Origin of the sequence: Collinsella sp. AM12-1 (assembly GCF_003472325.1) — a bacterium.
GTDB lineage: Bacteria > Actinomycetota > Coriobacteriia > Coriobacteriales > Coriobacteriaceae > Collinsella.
This window is the reverse complement of sequence record NZ_QRLS01000018.1, coordinates 344-15,423: the sequence shown is the minus strand read 5'-3', so window position 1 is coordinate 15,423 and position 15,080 is coordinate 344. Positions and strand designations below refer to the sequence as shown.

Sequence of the window (15,080 nt, the reverse complement as noted above, 5' to 3'; positions counted from 1 at the left end):
CCGCACTTGCGGCCGCATGGACCAATCGTCTTCAACCGCCGCGCTCGACGCCCTAATGTGGCAATATGTTGTCTGCATAATGCAACGATGCAACCTATCAAAGAATGCGAGAACCCGTGTCCAGTCCGTTTACCAGCTTTTTAGCCCAGCACTTTGACCAGATTAACGACTATCTGGCCACGTTCTTTGACGGACAGGCGACTTCCGCCGATATCGAGCGTTACCTGTATACCCCGCTCTCGGCATTTACGGCAAACGCTGGCAAGCGCCACCGCCCGCTCATCTGCATGCTCGCCGCAACCGCAGTGGGCGGTAGCTTTGAGAGCGCCCGCAGCGCCGCGGCGGCCATCGAGCACTTTCAGTCGGGCGCACTCATCCACGACGACATCGCCGACAACGGGCAGATTCGTCGCGGCAAGCCCTGCATGCACCTTACCGAGGGCACGGGCCTTGCCATCAATTGTGGCGACCTGGCGCTCACCATGGTCACCAAGACGGTTCTCGACGATCCCACGCTCGAGTCCGACGTGAAGCTGCGTGTGCTCCACGAGCTTACCGAGATGATCGTCCGCACCATCGAGGGTCAAGCGCTTGACCTGGGTTGGGTCCGTGACGAGCGCTTTGATATCTCGGTTGATGACTACCTGGACATGGCGACGCACAAGACCGCGTATTACAGCGGAGCCACGCCGCTTGCCGCCGGAGCCATTATCGGCGGCGGCAGCGAAGAGCAGGTCGAGGCGCTACGCGCCTTTGGCCTGCACACCGGCCTTGCCTTTCAGATTCAGGACGACCTGCTCAACTTGGTCGGCACCAAAGAGGCCGCCAACAAGGACTTCCGCACCGACATCACCGAGGGCAAACGCACGCTCGTTGCCGTGCACGCCCTGTCTGATGAGCGCCATCACGACGAGGTCGAGGCAATCCTTTCCTCGGGCACCGAGGACCCCGCGCAGCTCGCGCGCGCCGTGGAGATCTTCCAGCAGACCGGCTCCATCGAATATGCTCACGCCTACGCACTGGACCTGACCGCAAAAGCCAAGGCTGCCATCGAGAACGTTGAGCTTGACCCGCACGCACGCGAACTGTTCCTCTCCATGGCAGATTTCTTTGTGGAGCGCCTCAACTAGCGGGGGTCACAAAACCTGTGGGCAGCGCGTTTGGGTACAAGTTGCTACACTGTTGAGTGCATGTTTATGCATTGTCTCGCGTTGTCTATCCGACACGCGCTCAAAATAGTACGAATCGTACGCCGAAAGGGGTTCGTTCATGGAACCTATTACCACGGGCATGCAGGGAGCAGCCGTCGAGGATGTTCAGTCCCGCCTTCTGCAGCTCGGTTACACCATCGATGCCGACGAGGTCGCCGACAAGCGCTTTGACACCACCACCGAGCAGGCCGTCAGCACCTTCAGGCTCGACAGCGGCCTTGCTGCCGGTCATGCCGTCGATATCCCCTGTTGGAGCGCCCTGGTCGACGCCTCGTATAAGCTGGGCGACCGCACGCTCTACCTTCGCATGCCCAATTTTCACGGCGCCGACGTCAAGGCCCTGCAGCGCGCTCTCAACGTTTTGGGCTTTGCCTGTGGCGAAGACGACGGCTACTTTGGTCCGCATACCGAGGCCGCCCTGCAGCAGTTCCAGGAAAATGTCGGCCTGTTTGCCGACGGCATGGCCTTCCAGGACACCTACGCCTACATCAACCGCCTGCACCATGTGTGGGAGGGCAAGCCCTCGGTCACCGAAGCCGAGTCTCGCATCGGTTTTGCGCGCGCCGCCAACGTGCTCGAGCGTTTCCAGATTGCCGTCATCGGCGAGGACCCTATCGCGCGCAGCGTAGCATCGCGCATGTGGAACATCGCCACGGCGACGACCGACAGCAGCGGCATGATGCTTTGCGATTCCGAGGTTCCGACCGATGTCGACCTGGTGCTCGAGATCGCAAGCGACGAGTTGCCTGCAGACGCCGCCCCGCGCGCCACGATCGCCCTCGCCGAGTGCCACAACCTGGCCCAGCGCATCCGTACCGCCAATGTCGCCGCACAGCAAAAGCCGGCACGAATTCGCATCGAGCTCACCGGCATGACGCGTTACAACGGCACCTTTACGGCCAGCGACGCGCAGACCCTCGCCGTACGCCTACTCGACGGCGTTTGCGATGCCCTCGCAGATTAGGTAAACTAGACGAGTTGCTTTTGAGCAACACCACACATTGGGACGTAGTTCAACGGTAGAACTCCGGTTTTTGGTGCCGGCTGTTGGGGGTTCGAATCCCTCCGTCCCAGCCATTAAAACTGAGCGCCCTAAGCCCATAACGGCCCAGGGCGCTTTCTTGTGGGCAAGCGGAGGAATTCGAACCCGCAAGGGTGCGGAGCTGAGGAAACGCGAAGCGTTTTCCAGCGCAGCACGCAAGGAGCGAAGCGACGCAGCGGGGCGCGGCCGCCGACCAGGCGGACGCGGAATCCCTCCGTCCCACACCAGCCAAGAGCCCCTCACGTCAAGCAAATCGAGCCAACGCCGCCAAGCGGAGGGATTCGAACCCGCAAGGGTGCGGAGCGATGCAGCGGGGCGCGGCCGCCGCAGGCAGACGCGGTGTCGGCACTTGGGGACGCTCCTAAGTGCCGGCATTATAGGAACGTCCCCAAGTGCCGGCTCGGGACTATTTTCGAGGACCCTCCGAAGGACTGTGGCCAAAAAACGGCAAATATGAGTACTGTCACCGTTGTAGCTACATTATTTTCGTTAATAAAAGAAGATCTTAACGAGATTTATTCGCATCAAGGTCTTCCTTTAATGAACACTTGAGGAGATACGGCAGCTTATCTGCTCGATCGACACGTCAAATCACCTTAAATGTGGTCAAAATTACTGCTACTAAAAGAGTATCAGTACTCATATTTGATGTTTTTTGGCCACGGCTCTTTATAGACACCCTGCACAGCGACGGTGGTAGATTTCGGAACGTGTCCGTCAGCCCCGTTCCGAAAAGCGAGCCGCATGCAACGGCCAAGCCACGACAGGCCCCGGGAGAGCGGGGCCGGCGGAATTTAGTTGTTCAGCATGCGGTCGAAGCTTCCCGAGTCGCCATCCCGATAGTCGGCGGTCATCAGAATCTCCTGCGGAATGCGCCCGCCCTCGCGCAGCACATTGCGGAACTGCACGCGCGTGACCATGGGCAGATCCTTGATCGTCGCCGCCAAGTTCTGCGGCACGCCCTGGTTGGCAGCCGCGGGCTCGCACTCGCCGCCGGCCTTCACGCGACGCTTATGCTCGGCGAGCATGGCGCGGTACATGCCGGCATGCAGGCGAATCTCAACCACATTGGCATTGCGAGCCTGCTCGACGATGCGCGCGCCCTCGCGGTCGATATCGCCCACGTAGTAGACGTAGTTAAAGCGATAGCCGATCTCAGCCAGATAATCGTCCAGGGCATGCGAGACGCTCGCCTTGCATCCGCCGCCAAAAATCACGCCGCCCACCTTGATGCCAAAGAGCTTAGCGTGCTTGCGGCCGCGCAGGAGCTTGACGATCTCGTCATAGGTGTCCAGGTTCTCGACCATAATGAACGGCTTATCGGCGCCCAGCGTAAAGAAACCCGTAAAGTGCACGGGGCGGTTGGGGGCGACCTTAATCGCCTGCATGCTGATGCCCTTTTCGGTCATACGCCGAATTAGACGCTCGCCGTGCTTGCCGTCAAAAGCCTTCTCGTCGTTAAAAATCTGGTAGGCACGCTGGCGGCGCGAGGCAACCGGCGTATCGGCACCTCGGTTTTGCTCGATCCAAGCCTGGATGATTGCGATTTCCTCGGCAATCTTGCGGTTGGACATCTCGTTGTGCTGAGTGCGCTGCGGAGCCTTTTTGCCGTCCTTGCCCTCGACCTTTACGATCTGTGTCTGCTGCTCCTTGATCTTAGAGAGCGCCGTAGGCGTAGGGACAACTTTGAGCAGCTGCCTGCCTAAAACGCGGGCAAGGGCAAACGCCGATACCTCGCCGTGGACGGCCGACTCGGGCTGCTGGGCAGCAGCATCTGCTGCGGCAGACTCCGGCTTCTTCTGAGACCTGCGCTTAGAATCGCCTTGGGAATTGCGCTCGCGCTTCGGCATAGACGCCTGCTTCTGCGGACGATCGGACTTGCTCTCCTTCGCCGGCTGGCGCTTAGGCTGCCCCGAAGAAACCTCGGCCTTCGCATCCTCGTCCTGCGGCGTGGTCTTCTCGGCTGCAGTCTCGGCATGGGAACTGCGACCCCCGCGATGGCGACGGCGGCGAGGCCTGCTCGACGCGCCCTGCTCCGTCTGCCCATCAGTAGGCTGCTCGCCCTTGGCCTCGGCAGCAACCTCAAGCTGCGGCTCAACAGGCTTCTGCTCGCGAGCCGCCGGCTCAACGGTTTTCTCGGTTTGTTCGGCCTTCTCGGCCTGAGCGGTCGGAGCCGGCTCGCCCTTCTCCTGACGCCTTACGGGATACGCGCGCCTCGCAAAACCACGTCCGGGACGACATGAGCCCGGGGCCTTCTTGGCAGACTCCTCAACATCGTCTGCGGCCTCGGAAAGCTCTTCAACCTCATGCACGACATCCTGCTGCGCAGCCTTAAAGTGGGCACCACGGCGACGCTGGGGCTCCTGGGCCTCCACGGGCTTTTGCTCCTTCGCGGGCCTCTGCGACTCGGCAGCAACCTCGTTCTCAACAGCCTCGGCATCCGTCTCACCCTTTTGAGCAACGGCGCGACGGAAGCGCTCCTGCTGGGCGCGACGCTGCGCATCGCGCTTGCCACCCCCGCCAAAACCGCCGCGCCCTGCCTTGGCCGTAAAGGCACGCACGACGTTCTCATCGAGCAACTCATCGGTATCAACATGCTCACGCGGAGCAACTTCTTCCACAGCAGGCACGTCAGCGGAATCCTCGACGACAAAATCTTCGACGGACTCGGCAGGCTGCTCCTGGGCATCGCGGATCTCGACATTGATGGTATAGAACGCCGGGCGCCCGTTAATGCCGCTGCCCTCGATCTTGGTCACGATATTTGCCGCGATAAGCTCATCGCGCATCGCCTTGGTATCGCATTCCTTATCGACGGAGCGGAAAATCTGCGCCAGCGCGCTCGACTTAATCTTGAGCGCCTTGCGGCAGAGCAGGTCGTAGGCAACCAGCTTGGCGCGCTCGGCAGAAAGCGACGTCTGGCTGCTCAGACGCTCAACCAGAGCATCGACATTGTTTTGATTATCGGAATATACCGTCTTGGCCACGGGGCCCCTTTCATATGCACACATATACGTCCATATGGTACAACGCACGAGCCTATCCACGCAAAACATCTGCGAGAACGCCCTTGCACCACCTGTTATCACAAGAAAAAAGACCGGGTCCGCTTGATTGCGGACCCGGTCTTTCCGAGTCAAATAGATGGGAGATTCAACCCGTCCGACCGACTAGGCCTTAGCGGCCTCGGCGTCGGCAGGAGCCTCAGCGGCAGCGGCGCGACCGTACTCGGCCTTGCCCATCTCGGACCACTCGGGCTCCTCGTCGGGCATGGAGCCGGCCTCCTTGCCGAAGAACTCCTTGAGACAGTTGACGGCAACGATGAGGCCCAGGACCATCAGCAGGACGGCGAAAACGAGCTGCAGGCCCTTGGTGGCGGCGACGGAGACGGCGGCCGTGGTGGCGGTAGCCGGGATGGTGCCGAAGAAGCCGTAAGCCTGGACAGCGGTCATGCAGCCCATGGCGCTCTGGACCAGCGAGGTGAAGGTGCAGCAGAGCAGGAAGGCGACGGGCACGTAGAGCATCCAGCCCTTGCGGCCGGTGCACTTGCAGAACACGGCGAGGGTGATCATGGTCATGCCGCCGAGCAGCTGGTTGGAAGCACCAAAGAGCGGCCAGATGTTGGCATAGCCGCCAAAGGCGAGGGCGAGACCGGGAAGCAGGGTGACGACCGTGGCGAACCAGGGGTTGCCGAGAACCTTCATGTAGCCGGCCTTGGACTCGATGGCCAGGGCGTCGTTGGTCTGGGCAAAGAACTCGGAGAACGAGGTGCGGGCGATGCGGGCGACGGCATCGAGCGAGGTCAGGGCCAGAGCGGAGACGTTCATGGTCATGAAGACGGTAGCGAGCGTGCCGTCAACACCGAAGGCCTGCATACCGCGGGAGATACCAGCGGCGAAGATCTGGAACGGGGTGGAAGCGACGCCGGCGTTGAGGGCACCAGTGCCGGCGGTGTTCATATCGGAGAACATGATGCCGGCGACGATGATGGCAAGGATGCCGACGAAGGACTCGACGATCATGGCGCCATAACCGACCTTGACGGCGTCCTGCTCCTTCTCGACCTGCTTGGAGGAGGTACCAGAAGAAACGAGGCTGTGGAAGCCGGAGAGGGCACCGCAGGCAACGGAAACAAACAGGACCGGGAACATCATGCCGGAGGCAGTGGAGAAGCCGGTAAAGGCCGGAGCGGTGATGGTGGCCTGGCCGTTAACACCCAGGACGACGATACCGAGGACAGCGCAGGCGATCATGACGATCATCATGATGGAAGTGAGGTAGTCGCGAGGGGTCTTGAGCATCTGGATGGGCATGGCGCCAGCAAAGACCAGGTAGACCATGACAACGGCGAACCACTGGAACTTGTCCAGGTAGACCGGGAACTGCATGCCGACGGCAAACATGAGAACCATGAGGACCACGCCGGTGACGAACTCGGTAGCACCGGTGAGGTTGAACTTCTTCTGGGCCCAACCAAAGGCGATAGCGACGAAGGTGAACAGGACGGAGATGGTACCAGCGCAGCCGGCGGCATAGGACTTGGTGAAGTCGATGGCACCGGTAGCAGCACCAGAAGCGTCAACGGCCAGGGTGAACATGAACGTCTTGCAGACCATGTCGGTGAAGGCGGCGATGACGATGATGCAGAACAGCCAGCAGAACAGCAGGAACAGGCGACGGCCGGTCTTGCCGATGTACTTCTCGATGAGCTGAGCGAGCGACTTGCCGTTGTTCTTCATCGAAGCGTACAGAGCACCAAAGTCGTGGACGGCGCCAAAGAAGATGCCGCCGACGAGGACCCAGAGCACGACGGGCAGCCAGCCAAAGGCCATGGCGACGATCGTACCCGTGACAGGGCCAGCACCGCAGATCGAGCTGAACTGGTGCGAGAACGCGGTAAAGGCGGAGACGGGCGAGAAGCTCTTGCCGTCCTTCATGCGCTTGGCCGGCGTGAGGGCCTCTTTGTCAACGCCCCACTTGTTGGCCAGCCAGCGGCCGTAGCCCAGATAGCCGCAGGCGAGCACCGCCGCGGCCACAACCATGAGCAAAACTCCGTTCATTACATTTCCTCCTCTAAAAAGAACTTCCTAGACATAAAAAATGAGGGCCGTCGGTTGCGCTCGACGGCCCTCATCTTCATCAGCCGCCCGTTATCGTACGGGCTAGCTGTATGTGCTAACCCGCATCAGATAATTACTACGCTGATAATGTTTAGCTGATGCGTGAACATGTCTAAGAAATCCTCTTCAATCATGATGTGAACGATCCGTGCGTGTTCACATCCCCAGTGGTTGAAAAGGAGTATGAAACTTTAGTTACCTAAAGTCAACGCAAATATGTAATGAATTTTCAACTTTTTTTGAATTTCTCGGTATAAAACGCCACTGACCTCTGACTTTATCCGACAAAAGTTTTTGCATGAGAGATGTCCCTCGGGAGCGGGCGGGCGTATACAAGGTTTCCTGCTCTACAGTCCTGCTCGCACGGAGAGCACATTAAGTGCTCTCCGGCTCGTGCGGAACTCGCGATAAACCTTGTATACGCCCGCCCGCTCCCGAGGGGCTCCCATCCCAAATGCAGAGCGAAAGCTCCGCACACCAACTTTTTCTTTCAGCTAAAGCACGCCGGAAATTCGACGCGGGCTAACTATCCTTGCCGGACGTTGTCGACGCCGATCCAGCCCAAAAGCTATATCGATACAGAAAGGTCCCCGACCGGAGGGGCCGGATATAAGGTTTATCGCGAGTTCCGCACGCAAAGAAGGCCACTTAATGTGGCCTTCGTCTTGCGCAGGACTGTAGAGCAGGAAACCTTATATCCGGCCCCTCCGGTCGGGGACCGCACCCGTATGACTACAGCGTCATGTTCGGATCGGCATCGACGTCGAACGGCGAGATTTCGCCTCGGTCGAATTTACGGCGGGCAACCTCTGCGATCATGGCGGCGTTGTCGGTGCACGCCGAAAGCGGTGGCACCGTTACGCGGATCCCCTGACGCCCAAGCTTCTTGATCATCATCTCGCGCAGATGCGGATTAGCCGAGACGCCGCCGCCGATGCAGTATTCCTTGCATCCGGTGGCATGCAGGGCGTTTTTGGCCTTCTTGTACTGAACGTCAAAGACGGCTGCCTCAAACGAAGCCGCCAGATCGGGCAGGTGAATCGTGCGCCCGGCCTTGGTCTCCTGCTCGATGTAGAGCGTCACGGCCGTTTTAAGACCCGAAAGCGAGAAACGATAGTCTCCCCTGCTGTTAAGCGCGCGAGGAAAATCGATCGCGCGGGGGTTGCCCGTCTCGGCCAGCTTGGAGATGATGGGGCCACCGGGATAGCCCAGACCCAACGCCTTGGCTACCTTGTCGAAGGCCTCGCCCACAGCATCGTCGAGTGTCTCACCAAGTACCTCGTAGTCGCCCCATGCCTTCACGTGCACGAGCATGGTGTGCCCGCCCGAGACAAGCGTAAAGATAAACGGGGGCTTGAGGTCGGGCTGCGCCAACAGGTTGGCAAACAGGTGGCCCTCCAGATGATTGACGCACACGAGCGGCTTGCCGGCAGCATACGCAAAGCCCTTGGCAAAGGCGACGCCCACCACCAGGGCGCCAACCAGGCCCGGACCCTGTGTCACGCCCACGGCGGCAAGCTCACTTGGTGTAATGGCTCCGCCCGTAAGGCCCAGCGACGCTGCGGCGTCCTCGAGTGCCGCATCCACGACACTCACAATCACCTCGACGTGTTTGCGCGAGGCGATCTCGGGCACCACGCCGCCAAAGCGGGCGTGAAAATCAATCTGTGTCGACACCTGGTTGGCCAGCATATTGCCATCTGCATCGATAATCGCCACCGCCGTCTCGTCGCAGGAGCTCTCGATAGCGAGCACTAGGCGGCGATGCTCAATCTCGACACGTTCCTCGGCAGAGCGCTTGGGCGCAGACAGGGGCCATGCGCGTTGCTCGGCTGCCGTCGGCTCGGGCGAGGCGTTATCGACCGGAAGCACGAGGGGAAGTGGGGCCGTCATGACGATGGCGTCCTTGCCGGCACCGTAATAGCCACGACGACGGCCAGCCTCGGTAAAGCCCAGAGCGTTATAAAGCGCGATCGCTCCCTCGTTACCGTCCTCGACCTCGAGCGAAGCCGTAGTGCAGCCGAGCATCTGGGCATCATAGCTCACGTGCGACAGCAGCTTGCGGGCAATGCCCTCACGGCGATGTGCCGGGTCGACGGCGACATCCAGAATCTGCACATCACCGTCCACGACCATACCGCCGGCAAGGCCCAGCAGCTTGCCGTCGTCGTGTGCCACCCACCAACTACGCGGCGCAGCGACGTCCTCGCCCAGTTCGGACAGGAACATGCCCGGCGTCCACGCCTCGTGTCCGGCACCTTCAAAGCAGGCGGCCTCCAGCGCGCTCGCGCCCTCGGCATCCGCCGCGCCCATGGGACGGAACTGCAGATGACGACCGGCGAGCTCATCGGCAACGCCCGTAATTTCGCTCTGTGCACTCTCAGCAAGACCAAGACGCTTGCGCTCGTTTTCCTCGGCATCCGAAAGGCGCGTGTAAATCGGCAGGACGCGAGCCGGATCGCCGTCACCCGCAGCGTGCGCGAGCAGCAAGCCCTCGCCCGAAGGCCACCACAGGTCGCGCTCCACGCAGCGGGCGGTCTCGTCCTCACCCAGCAGCTTGCCATAGCGCACGAGACCGTCACCGGTCAGCTGAACCTGGTCCCAGTCCGCTGCTCGGCGCCACTCATCGAGCGCCACGGCGGCCTTGACCACGTGTTCGCGCTCAAATTGACGCTCGGGGCCCTCATCGACCAGCATATACAGCGCCGGATATACCTCACCGCGCATAGCATCGGCCAAGATACCAAGCTTGCCGCGCACGCCAGCCTTCCACGCCGTCCAAGCGCAAGCGTCGAGCGTCGACACGCCCAGCAGCGGAGCATTGGCACCGCGCGCGAGGCCCTTGGCAGTGGAGATGCCGATGCGCACACCCGTAAACGACCCCGGGCCGCGGCCGACCACGTAGCAACCAACATCGCTGCGATCCAGACCGGCTTGAGCCAGCATGCCATCAACGGTATTCACGAGCTCAACGTTGGCGTGACGGCGACACATGTGGTCGCCACTCACGAGCTTCGTCTCGCCCGTCTGCCCATCAATCCAGCTTGCCGCGCAGGCAAGCATGTCGGTCGAGGTATCGAGCGCCACCACCAGCGCGTTGTCGTTATGCAAGCTCATCTTGTACAGCCTTATCAATCAAATGGGAAAGCTCCATTGCGCGGTCACCGTGCGCCTCGAGCGTTATCGTTCGCACATCACTGTCGCCCTCATCACGCTTGAGCGTCACCGAAAGATACTCATCCGTCAGCTCGTCTTGGAATTGTTCGCCCCATTCCAGCAGGCAAGCACCCTCATAGCCCAGCACATCGAAAATGCCCGTATCCTCGAGCTCGTAGGCATGCTCCAGGCGGTATAGATCAAAGTGAAACAGCGGAATACGACCTTGATCGTGGACGGCCATGAGCGCAAACGTAGGGCTCGTAACCATATGCCCATCGCCCAGCCCGCGCGAGACGCCCTTGGTAAAGTGAGTTTTGCCCACTCCCAGGCCACCGGTCAGGATGAGCACATCGCCGTCCTCAAGGCACGGTGCAATTAGCTCGCCAAAGTACTCCGTATCGGCAGCGCAAGTCGTTTTGTAAGTACCTACCCCCAGGCGCTCCAGGGACATATATGCTCCTTATTATTCCGAGGCGTCCTCTGGTGCGGGATGTCGCTCCAGATAGTCGCCCAGCATCTTAAAGTCTTCCTCCAGTAGCTCCTGCCACGCCGGATTGCGTAGCGCTGCTGCCGGATGGAAAGTGGGCATTACTACAAAATGCCCCATCTGGTGGAACCTGCCGCGCAGCTTAGTAATGCCAATCTCGGTCTTAAGCACAAAGTGCGTCGCGGGGTTGCCGAGCGTCACAATAATATCGGGCCAGATGCTTCGAATCTGCTCACGCAAAAACGGCGAGCAAGCCAGCACTTCCTCGGGACGCGGATTGCGGTTTCCCGGCGGGCGGCACTTAAGCACGTTGGCAATGTAGAGGTCTTCGCGTTTGAGCCCCGCCAGCGACAAAATGCCGTTGAGGTCCTCGCCTGCCGCCCCCACAAAGGGCTCGCCCTGCAAATCCTCATTGCGGCCCGGCGCCTCGCCAATAAACATCACGCGAGCGTGGGGGTTTCCCACGCCAAACACGATGTTATGGCGCGACTGGTAAAGCTGGCAAAGGTGACAATCGCCCAGAACGGCCTCGATCTCCTCGAGTGCGACCTCACGCGGCGCCTGATGGCTATGGCCGGGGATGTGCATGACGCCCATAGCGACTCCTACACGTAGACTTTGTCGAGACGCATACCAAAGCCGCAAGCGACCTCGTAGTTAATCGTGCCGCGTAGGCGCGCCATCTCGTCCATGGTAATCTCGGCATCTCCATCGCGGCCGACAATGATCATCTCGTCACCATACTCGGCCTCGGGAATCTCATGCGCCGGGTTGGACTGAATGGCGACCATAAACTGGTCCATGCAGATATTGCCCACCTGACGCACACGCTCGCCGCGATACAGCACGTCCATACGATTGGAAAGCGTACGCGAAAGGCCATCGGCATAACCGATCGGAAGGGTGCAGATCTGAACGCGCGTGCGCGGTACGCGGTAGGTAAAGCCGTAGCCCACGCCCTCGCCCATCGCAGGATGCGCCACGCGCGTCACACGCGCGTGGACGCTCATGACGGGATCAAGCTGCATCACGCGACCACTCAGCTCACATGGCTGCAGACCATACAAACCGATGCCGGCACGAATCATGTCAAAGTGCATTGAAGAATCGAGCATCGAGGACGGCGTATTGGCACAATGCACGATACCGCATTCAAAACCTGCGTCCTTAATGGCCTGAACGGCCTCGGTAAAACGCTGGCACTGCAGCTTGTAGTCCCAACCCGAAGGTTCATCGGCCGTGGCGAAGTGCGTAAATACGCCGTCGCACTGAATACCGCGATGGAAATTAATACCGCGGACAAAGTCGGGCACCTGCGTGTAATGTACGCCAATGCGGTTCATGCCCGTCTCGATGGCGAGATGATACTTGCCCACCTTGCCCGCCGCGACGGCACATTCGCCATACGCAAGAGCAAAGTCAGACGTATAGACCGAGGGCATGATATCAAACTCGAGCAACGTCGGAATGGCCTCGATAGGCGGCTCGCTTAGGATGAGGATGGGTTTCGTAATCCCGCCCTGTCGGAGCTCAACGCCCTCGTTAACCGTCGCCACGGCAAACATGTCGGCACCGGCCGAATACATGATCTTGGCGCACTCAACAGCTCCATGACCATAAGCATCGGCCTTGACCACGCAGCACAGGCGCTGACTCGGATTCAACAAGTTCTTATAGGCCCTCGTGTTGCGACGGAGCGCCCCGCGGTCGATCTCGACCCAGGACCAGCGCGTCAAATCGGCTTTATTCATGATTAGTCATCCGACCCTTCGTCCATGATTCCCAGATCTTCGAGCGCATCCTTTGCCGCCAGCTCCATGGCAGGACCGATCAAGTCGATAAGATCGGTTGCGATAACGCTCTTCTCACCATACTCCGTCGCCGCGGCAAAACCGGCGTAGCTGTGAAGTGCGACGGCGTACGAATACAGCAACTCCCAACGATCCATCTCGTCGCGCATGGTGGCAAGCGTGCCGGCCAAAATACCCGCGAGAACATCACCCGAACCGGCAGTTGCCAGAGAAGCCGGACCCGAGAGTGGCAGCAGCACGCGCTCAACGCCACAGATAGCCGTCGTCGGCCCCTTGGCTATGACCACCAGATTGTCGGAGCCTGCAGCCCAGACAACCTTCTGCGCGGCCGCAATCGCGGTACCAAGGTCGTTCACCTCGTCACCGGCAACCAGGCGCGAAAGCTCACGATAATGCGGCGTCATAACCAACGGCTGCTCGCGACGATACATCTCGGGGTTACTATCAATACCGTCAATGGCAATCTTAGCAAGGCAGTTGAGTGCATCGGCGTCCAAAATTAGCGGTACCTCAAGCTCGAGCAAGCCCGAAACCACCTGCATAGCGCCAGCAGACGTCGTCATACCGGGACCGCACAGCACGCAGCTGTACTTCTTTGCGATCTCACACACCGTCATGCGCGCAGCGGCGCCAAAGGAGCCGCGCGAATCAGACGGAATAGCAAAGACGGGAATCGAAGGAAGTGCCATGCGAATGAGATTGGCACAGGCGTCAGGAGCCGCGACTGCCACGTAACCAGCACCCGCGCGAGCTGCAGACTTGGCCGCCATAATGGCAGCACCAGGATATTGCGCCGATCCGGCGACAATAAGCACAGAGCCACGGGAATACTTATCGATATTCGATGGTAGCGGAGCAAAGTAATCAACTAAGTCACCGGGCTCGACAATCTCGGCGGCGTGGTCAACATCATCGATGACTTCGTCAAGACGGTCGTAAAGATTGCCGCAGATCAAATCGCCAGCATACTCAGGGCCATCAGCGCTATACAGACCAATCTTGGGCGCAATCATCGTCACCGTGCGCTCGGCACGAATGCAGTCGTCATCAACAACGCCCGTCTCGGCATTCAGGCCCGAGGGGACATCAATGGATAAGACACAATCGGCGCATTCATTGACCGTAGGAATCCAAATGGAGAACGGCGCACGCAGATTCCCGTGGAAACCGGTACCAAAAATGGCATCGACAACAACATCCGCCTTATCGATCAAAACCTCGAGTTCGTCACGCGAGGGACCGACGCAAACGTGCACATCGCGACCGGCAGTTCGACGAGCAACATGACGTGCCAGAGCAGCAGGAATCTCATCCGGCTCAACCGGAGAAACGATATCCACGTCCACACCCTTGTGGCTCAAGATATCGGCGGCAACCCAACCGTCGCCGCCATTATTACCAAAACCGACCAGAACGAGAACCCGATCGGGATTGAGCTTCAAGACCTCGTTGGCGGCAAACTCACCCGCTAGCTCCATAAGCTCGGCCTTCGAAGTCCCTTCGCGTTCGATGATATCCTCGAGACGAACGACTTCTTCGGTACTCAAAACCGGTTTCATCTATGCTCCTAGCGTATCTTGCGAAGCATCGCCCAAGTGCTCCGTCAATGCTGAATTCTGCAGCTGCTCAAGCTCATCTAAAACAGAGCGAGCCTCTTTAAATGTCTGCGCAACGCGTTTCTTGTTGCTCACCTTTTCTTCCTTAGGCTTAGGTCGAGCATCCTCGGTGATTGCAATGGCATTAGCGACAGCCAAGTCACCCGTAAGGGTAATAGAAAGAGCGACCTCGACAACACCCAAATCCTGGGCGATTTCGAGAGCACGACCAGAAAGCAGAGCCTTCGGTTTGCCGAGTTTATCACGCGTTACCGAAACATCCTTGCGACCCACGCCTTGACTAAAACCCGTGCCAAGAGCTTTAAGCACCGCCTCACGCGAAGCAAAGCGGCTCGCATAGTGAGCAGCGGGACGCGATGATGCATCGCAATACGCACGTTCTTCTTCGGTAAACACACGCCGAGCAAACGACGGCGTCTTTTCAAGAATTGATTTCATGCGGGAAATCTCGACGATATCAACGCCGATACCAGCTTCAGCCATGTTCACCTCCATATCGCACAGACTAAGTTATTGTAGCCCGTTCACAGAAGATGCGACAAACGAGGGTTATAAAACACAGCTACTATGTGAGACAAAAGCCCGTAAACGCAAAAAAAGGGGGAGGCCGCGAGGCCTCCCCCTTCTTCAGTTT

At 59.5% G+C, this 15,080-nt stretch carries 10 protein-coding genes and 1 tRNA gene; 3 read left to right on the top strand and 8 right to left on the bottom strand.

The features are described from left to right. The first annotated feature begins 116 nt into the window (after positions 1–116). The 3 genes from DW136_RS08405 (at position 117) to DW136_RS08395 (ending at position 2,288) form a co-directional block, all read left to right on the top strand. The gene (locus tag DW136_RS08405) at positions 117–1,130 is read left to right on the top strand and encodes a polyprenyl synthetase family protein (RefSeq protein ID WP_117640837.1); all 1,014 of its coding nucleotides are present in this window, start codon (positions 117–119) and stop codon (positions 1,128–1,130) included. Positions 1,131–1,269: 139 nt separating this feature from the next. Continuing rightward, the gene (locus DW136_RS08400) at positions 1,270–2,175 is read left to right on the top strand and encodes a peptidoglycan-binding protein (RefSeq protein WP_199408914.1); all 906 of its coding nucleotides are present in this window, start codon (positions 1,270–1,272) and stop codon (positions 2,173–2,175) included. Positions 2,176–2,213: 38 nt separating this feature from the next. Next, positions 2,214–2,288: transfer RNA gene (locus DW136_RS08395), tRNA-Gln, on the top strand. A 759-nt stretch (positions 2,289–3,047) separates the two neighbouring features. Here the strand turns inward: DW136_RS08395 and DW136_RS08390 are convergent. From DW136_RS08390 to acpS, 8 genes are all read right to left on the bottom strand, one after another. Next, the gene (locus DW136_RS08390; RefSeq protein ID WP_158571450.1) at positions 3,048–5,240 is read right to left on the bottom strand and encodes a hypothetical protein; all 2,193 of its coding nucleotides are present in this window, start codon (positions 5,238–5,240) and stop codon (positions 3,048–3,050) included. Between the two features lie 183 nt (positions 5,241–5,423). Beyond that, positions 5,424–7,313: a carbon starvation protein A gene (locus DW136_RS08385; RefSeq protein WP_118289410.1), complete on the bottom strand. Its 1,890-nt coding sequence runs from the start codon at positions 7,311–7,313 to the stop codon at positions 5,424–5,426. A 792-nt stretch (positions 7,314–8,105) separates the two neighbouring features. After that, complete coding sequence (tsaD, locus tag DW136_RS08380; protein WP_118289409.1) at positions 8,106–10,490, bottom strand: tRNA (adenosine(37)-N6)-threonylcarbamoyltransferase complex transferase subunit TsaD; 2,385 nt, start codon at positions 10,488–10,490, stop codon at positions 8,106–8,108. Continuing rightward, positions 10,477–10,983 (bottom strand): tRNA (adenosine(37)-N6)-threonylcarbamoyltransferase complex ATPase subunit type 1 TsaE, encoded by a 507-nt coding sequence (gene tsaE / locus DW136_RS08375; RefSeq protein WP_006235849.1) that lies wholly within the window; start codon positions 10,981–10,983, stop codon positions 10,477–10,479. Before tsaE ends, tsaD begins: the two co-directional genes overlap by 14 nt. Positions 10,984–10,995: 12 nt before the next feature. After that, positions 10,996–11,616: a uracil-DNA glycosylase gene (locus DW136_RS08370; protein ID WP_117640841.1), complete on the bottom strand. Its 621-nt coding sequence runs from the start codon at positions 11,614–11,616 to the stop codon at positions 10,996–10,998. 8 nt (positions 11,617–11,624) lie between these two features. Then, on the bottom strand, positions 11,625–12,770 hold the full coding sequence (alr, locus tag DW136_RS08365) for an alanine racemase (RefSeq protein ID WP_118289408.1): 1,146 nt from the start codon (positions 12,768–12,770) through the stop codon (positions 11,625–11,627). Positions 12,771–12,772: 2 nt separating this feature from the next. Further along, the gene (locus tag DW136_RS08360) at positions 12,773–14,389 is read right to left on the bottom strand and encodes an NAD(P)H-hydrate dehydratase (protein WP_118289407.1); all 1,617 of its coding nucleotides are present in this window, start codon (positions 14,387–14,389) and stop codon (positions 12,773–12,775) included. Further along, a complete protein-coding gene (gene acpS, locus DW136_RS08355) occupies positions 14,390–14,929 on the bottom strand; it encodes a holo-ACP synthase (protein ID WP_055252164.1) in 540 nt (179 codons plus the stop codon). It lies immediately after the preceding gene. Between the last annotated feature and the right edge of the window lie 151 nt (positions 14,930–15,080).

What these genes read in the sequence shown, in the direction of transcription:
- DW136_RS08360 (WP_118289407.1), bottom strand. Translation starts at nt 14,389, where the DNA reads ATGAAACCGGTTTTGAGTACCGAAGAAGTCGTTCGTCTCGAGGATATC.
- alr (WP_118289408.1), bottom strand. Translation starts at nt 12,770, where the DNA reads ATGAATAAAGCCGATTTGACGCGCTGGTCCTGGGTCGAGATCGACCGC.
- DW136_RS08385 (WP_118289410.1), bottom strand. Translation starts at nt 7,313, where the DNA reads ATGAACGGAGTTTTGCTCATGGTTGTGGCCGCGGCGGTGCTCGCCTGC.
- DW136_RS08400 (WP_199408914.1), top strand. Translation starts at nt 1,270, where the DNA reads ATGGAACCTATTACCACGGGCATGCAGGGAGCAGCCGTCGAGGATGTT.
- acpS (WP_055252164.1), bottom strand. Translation starts at nt 14,929, where the DNA reads ATGGCTGAAGCTGGTATCGGCGTTGATATCGTCGAGATTTCCCGCATG.
- tsaD (WP_118289409.1), bottom strand. Translation starts at nt 10,490, where the DNA reads ATGAGCTTGCATAACGACAACGCGCTGGTGGTGGCGCTCGATACCTCG.
- tsaE (WP_006235849.1), bottom strand. Translation starts at nt 10,983, where the DNA reads ATGTCCCTGGAGCGCCTGGGGGTAGGTACTTACAAAACGACTTGCGCT.
- DW136_RS08370 (WP_117640841.1), bottom strand. Translation starts at nt 11,616, where the DNA reads ATGGGCGTCATGCACATCCCCGGCCATAGCCATCAGGCGCCGCGTGAG.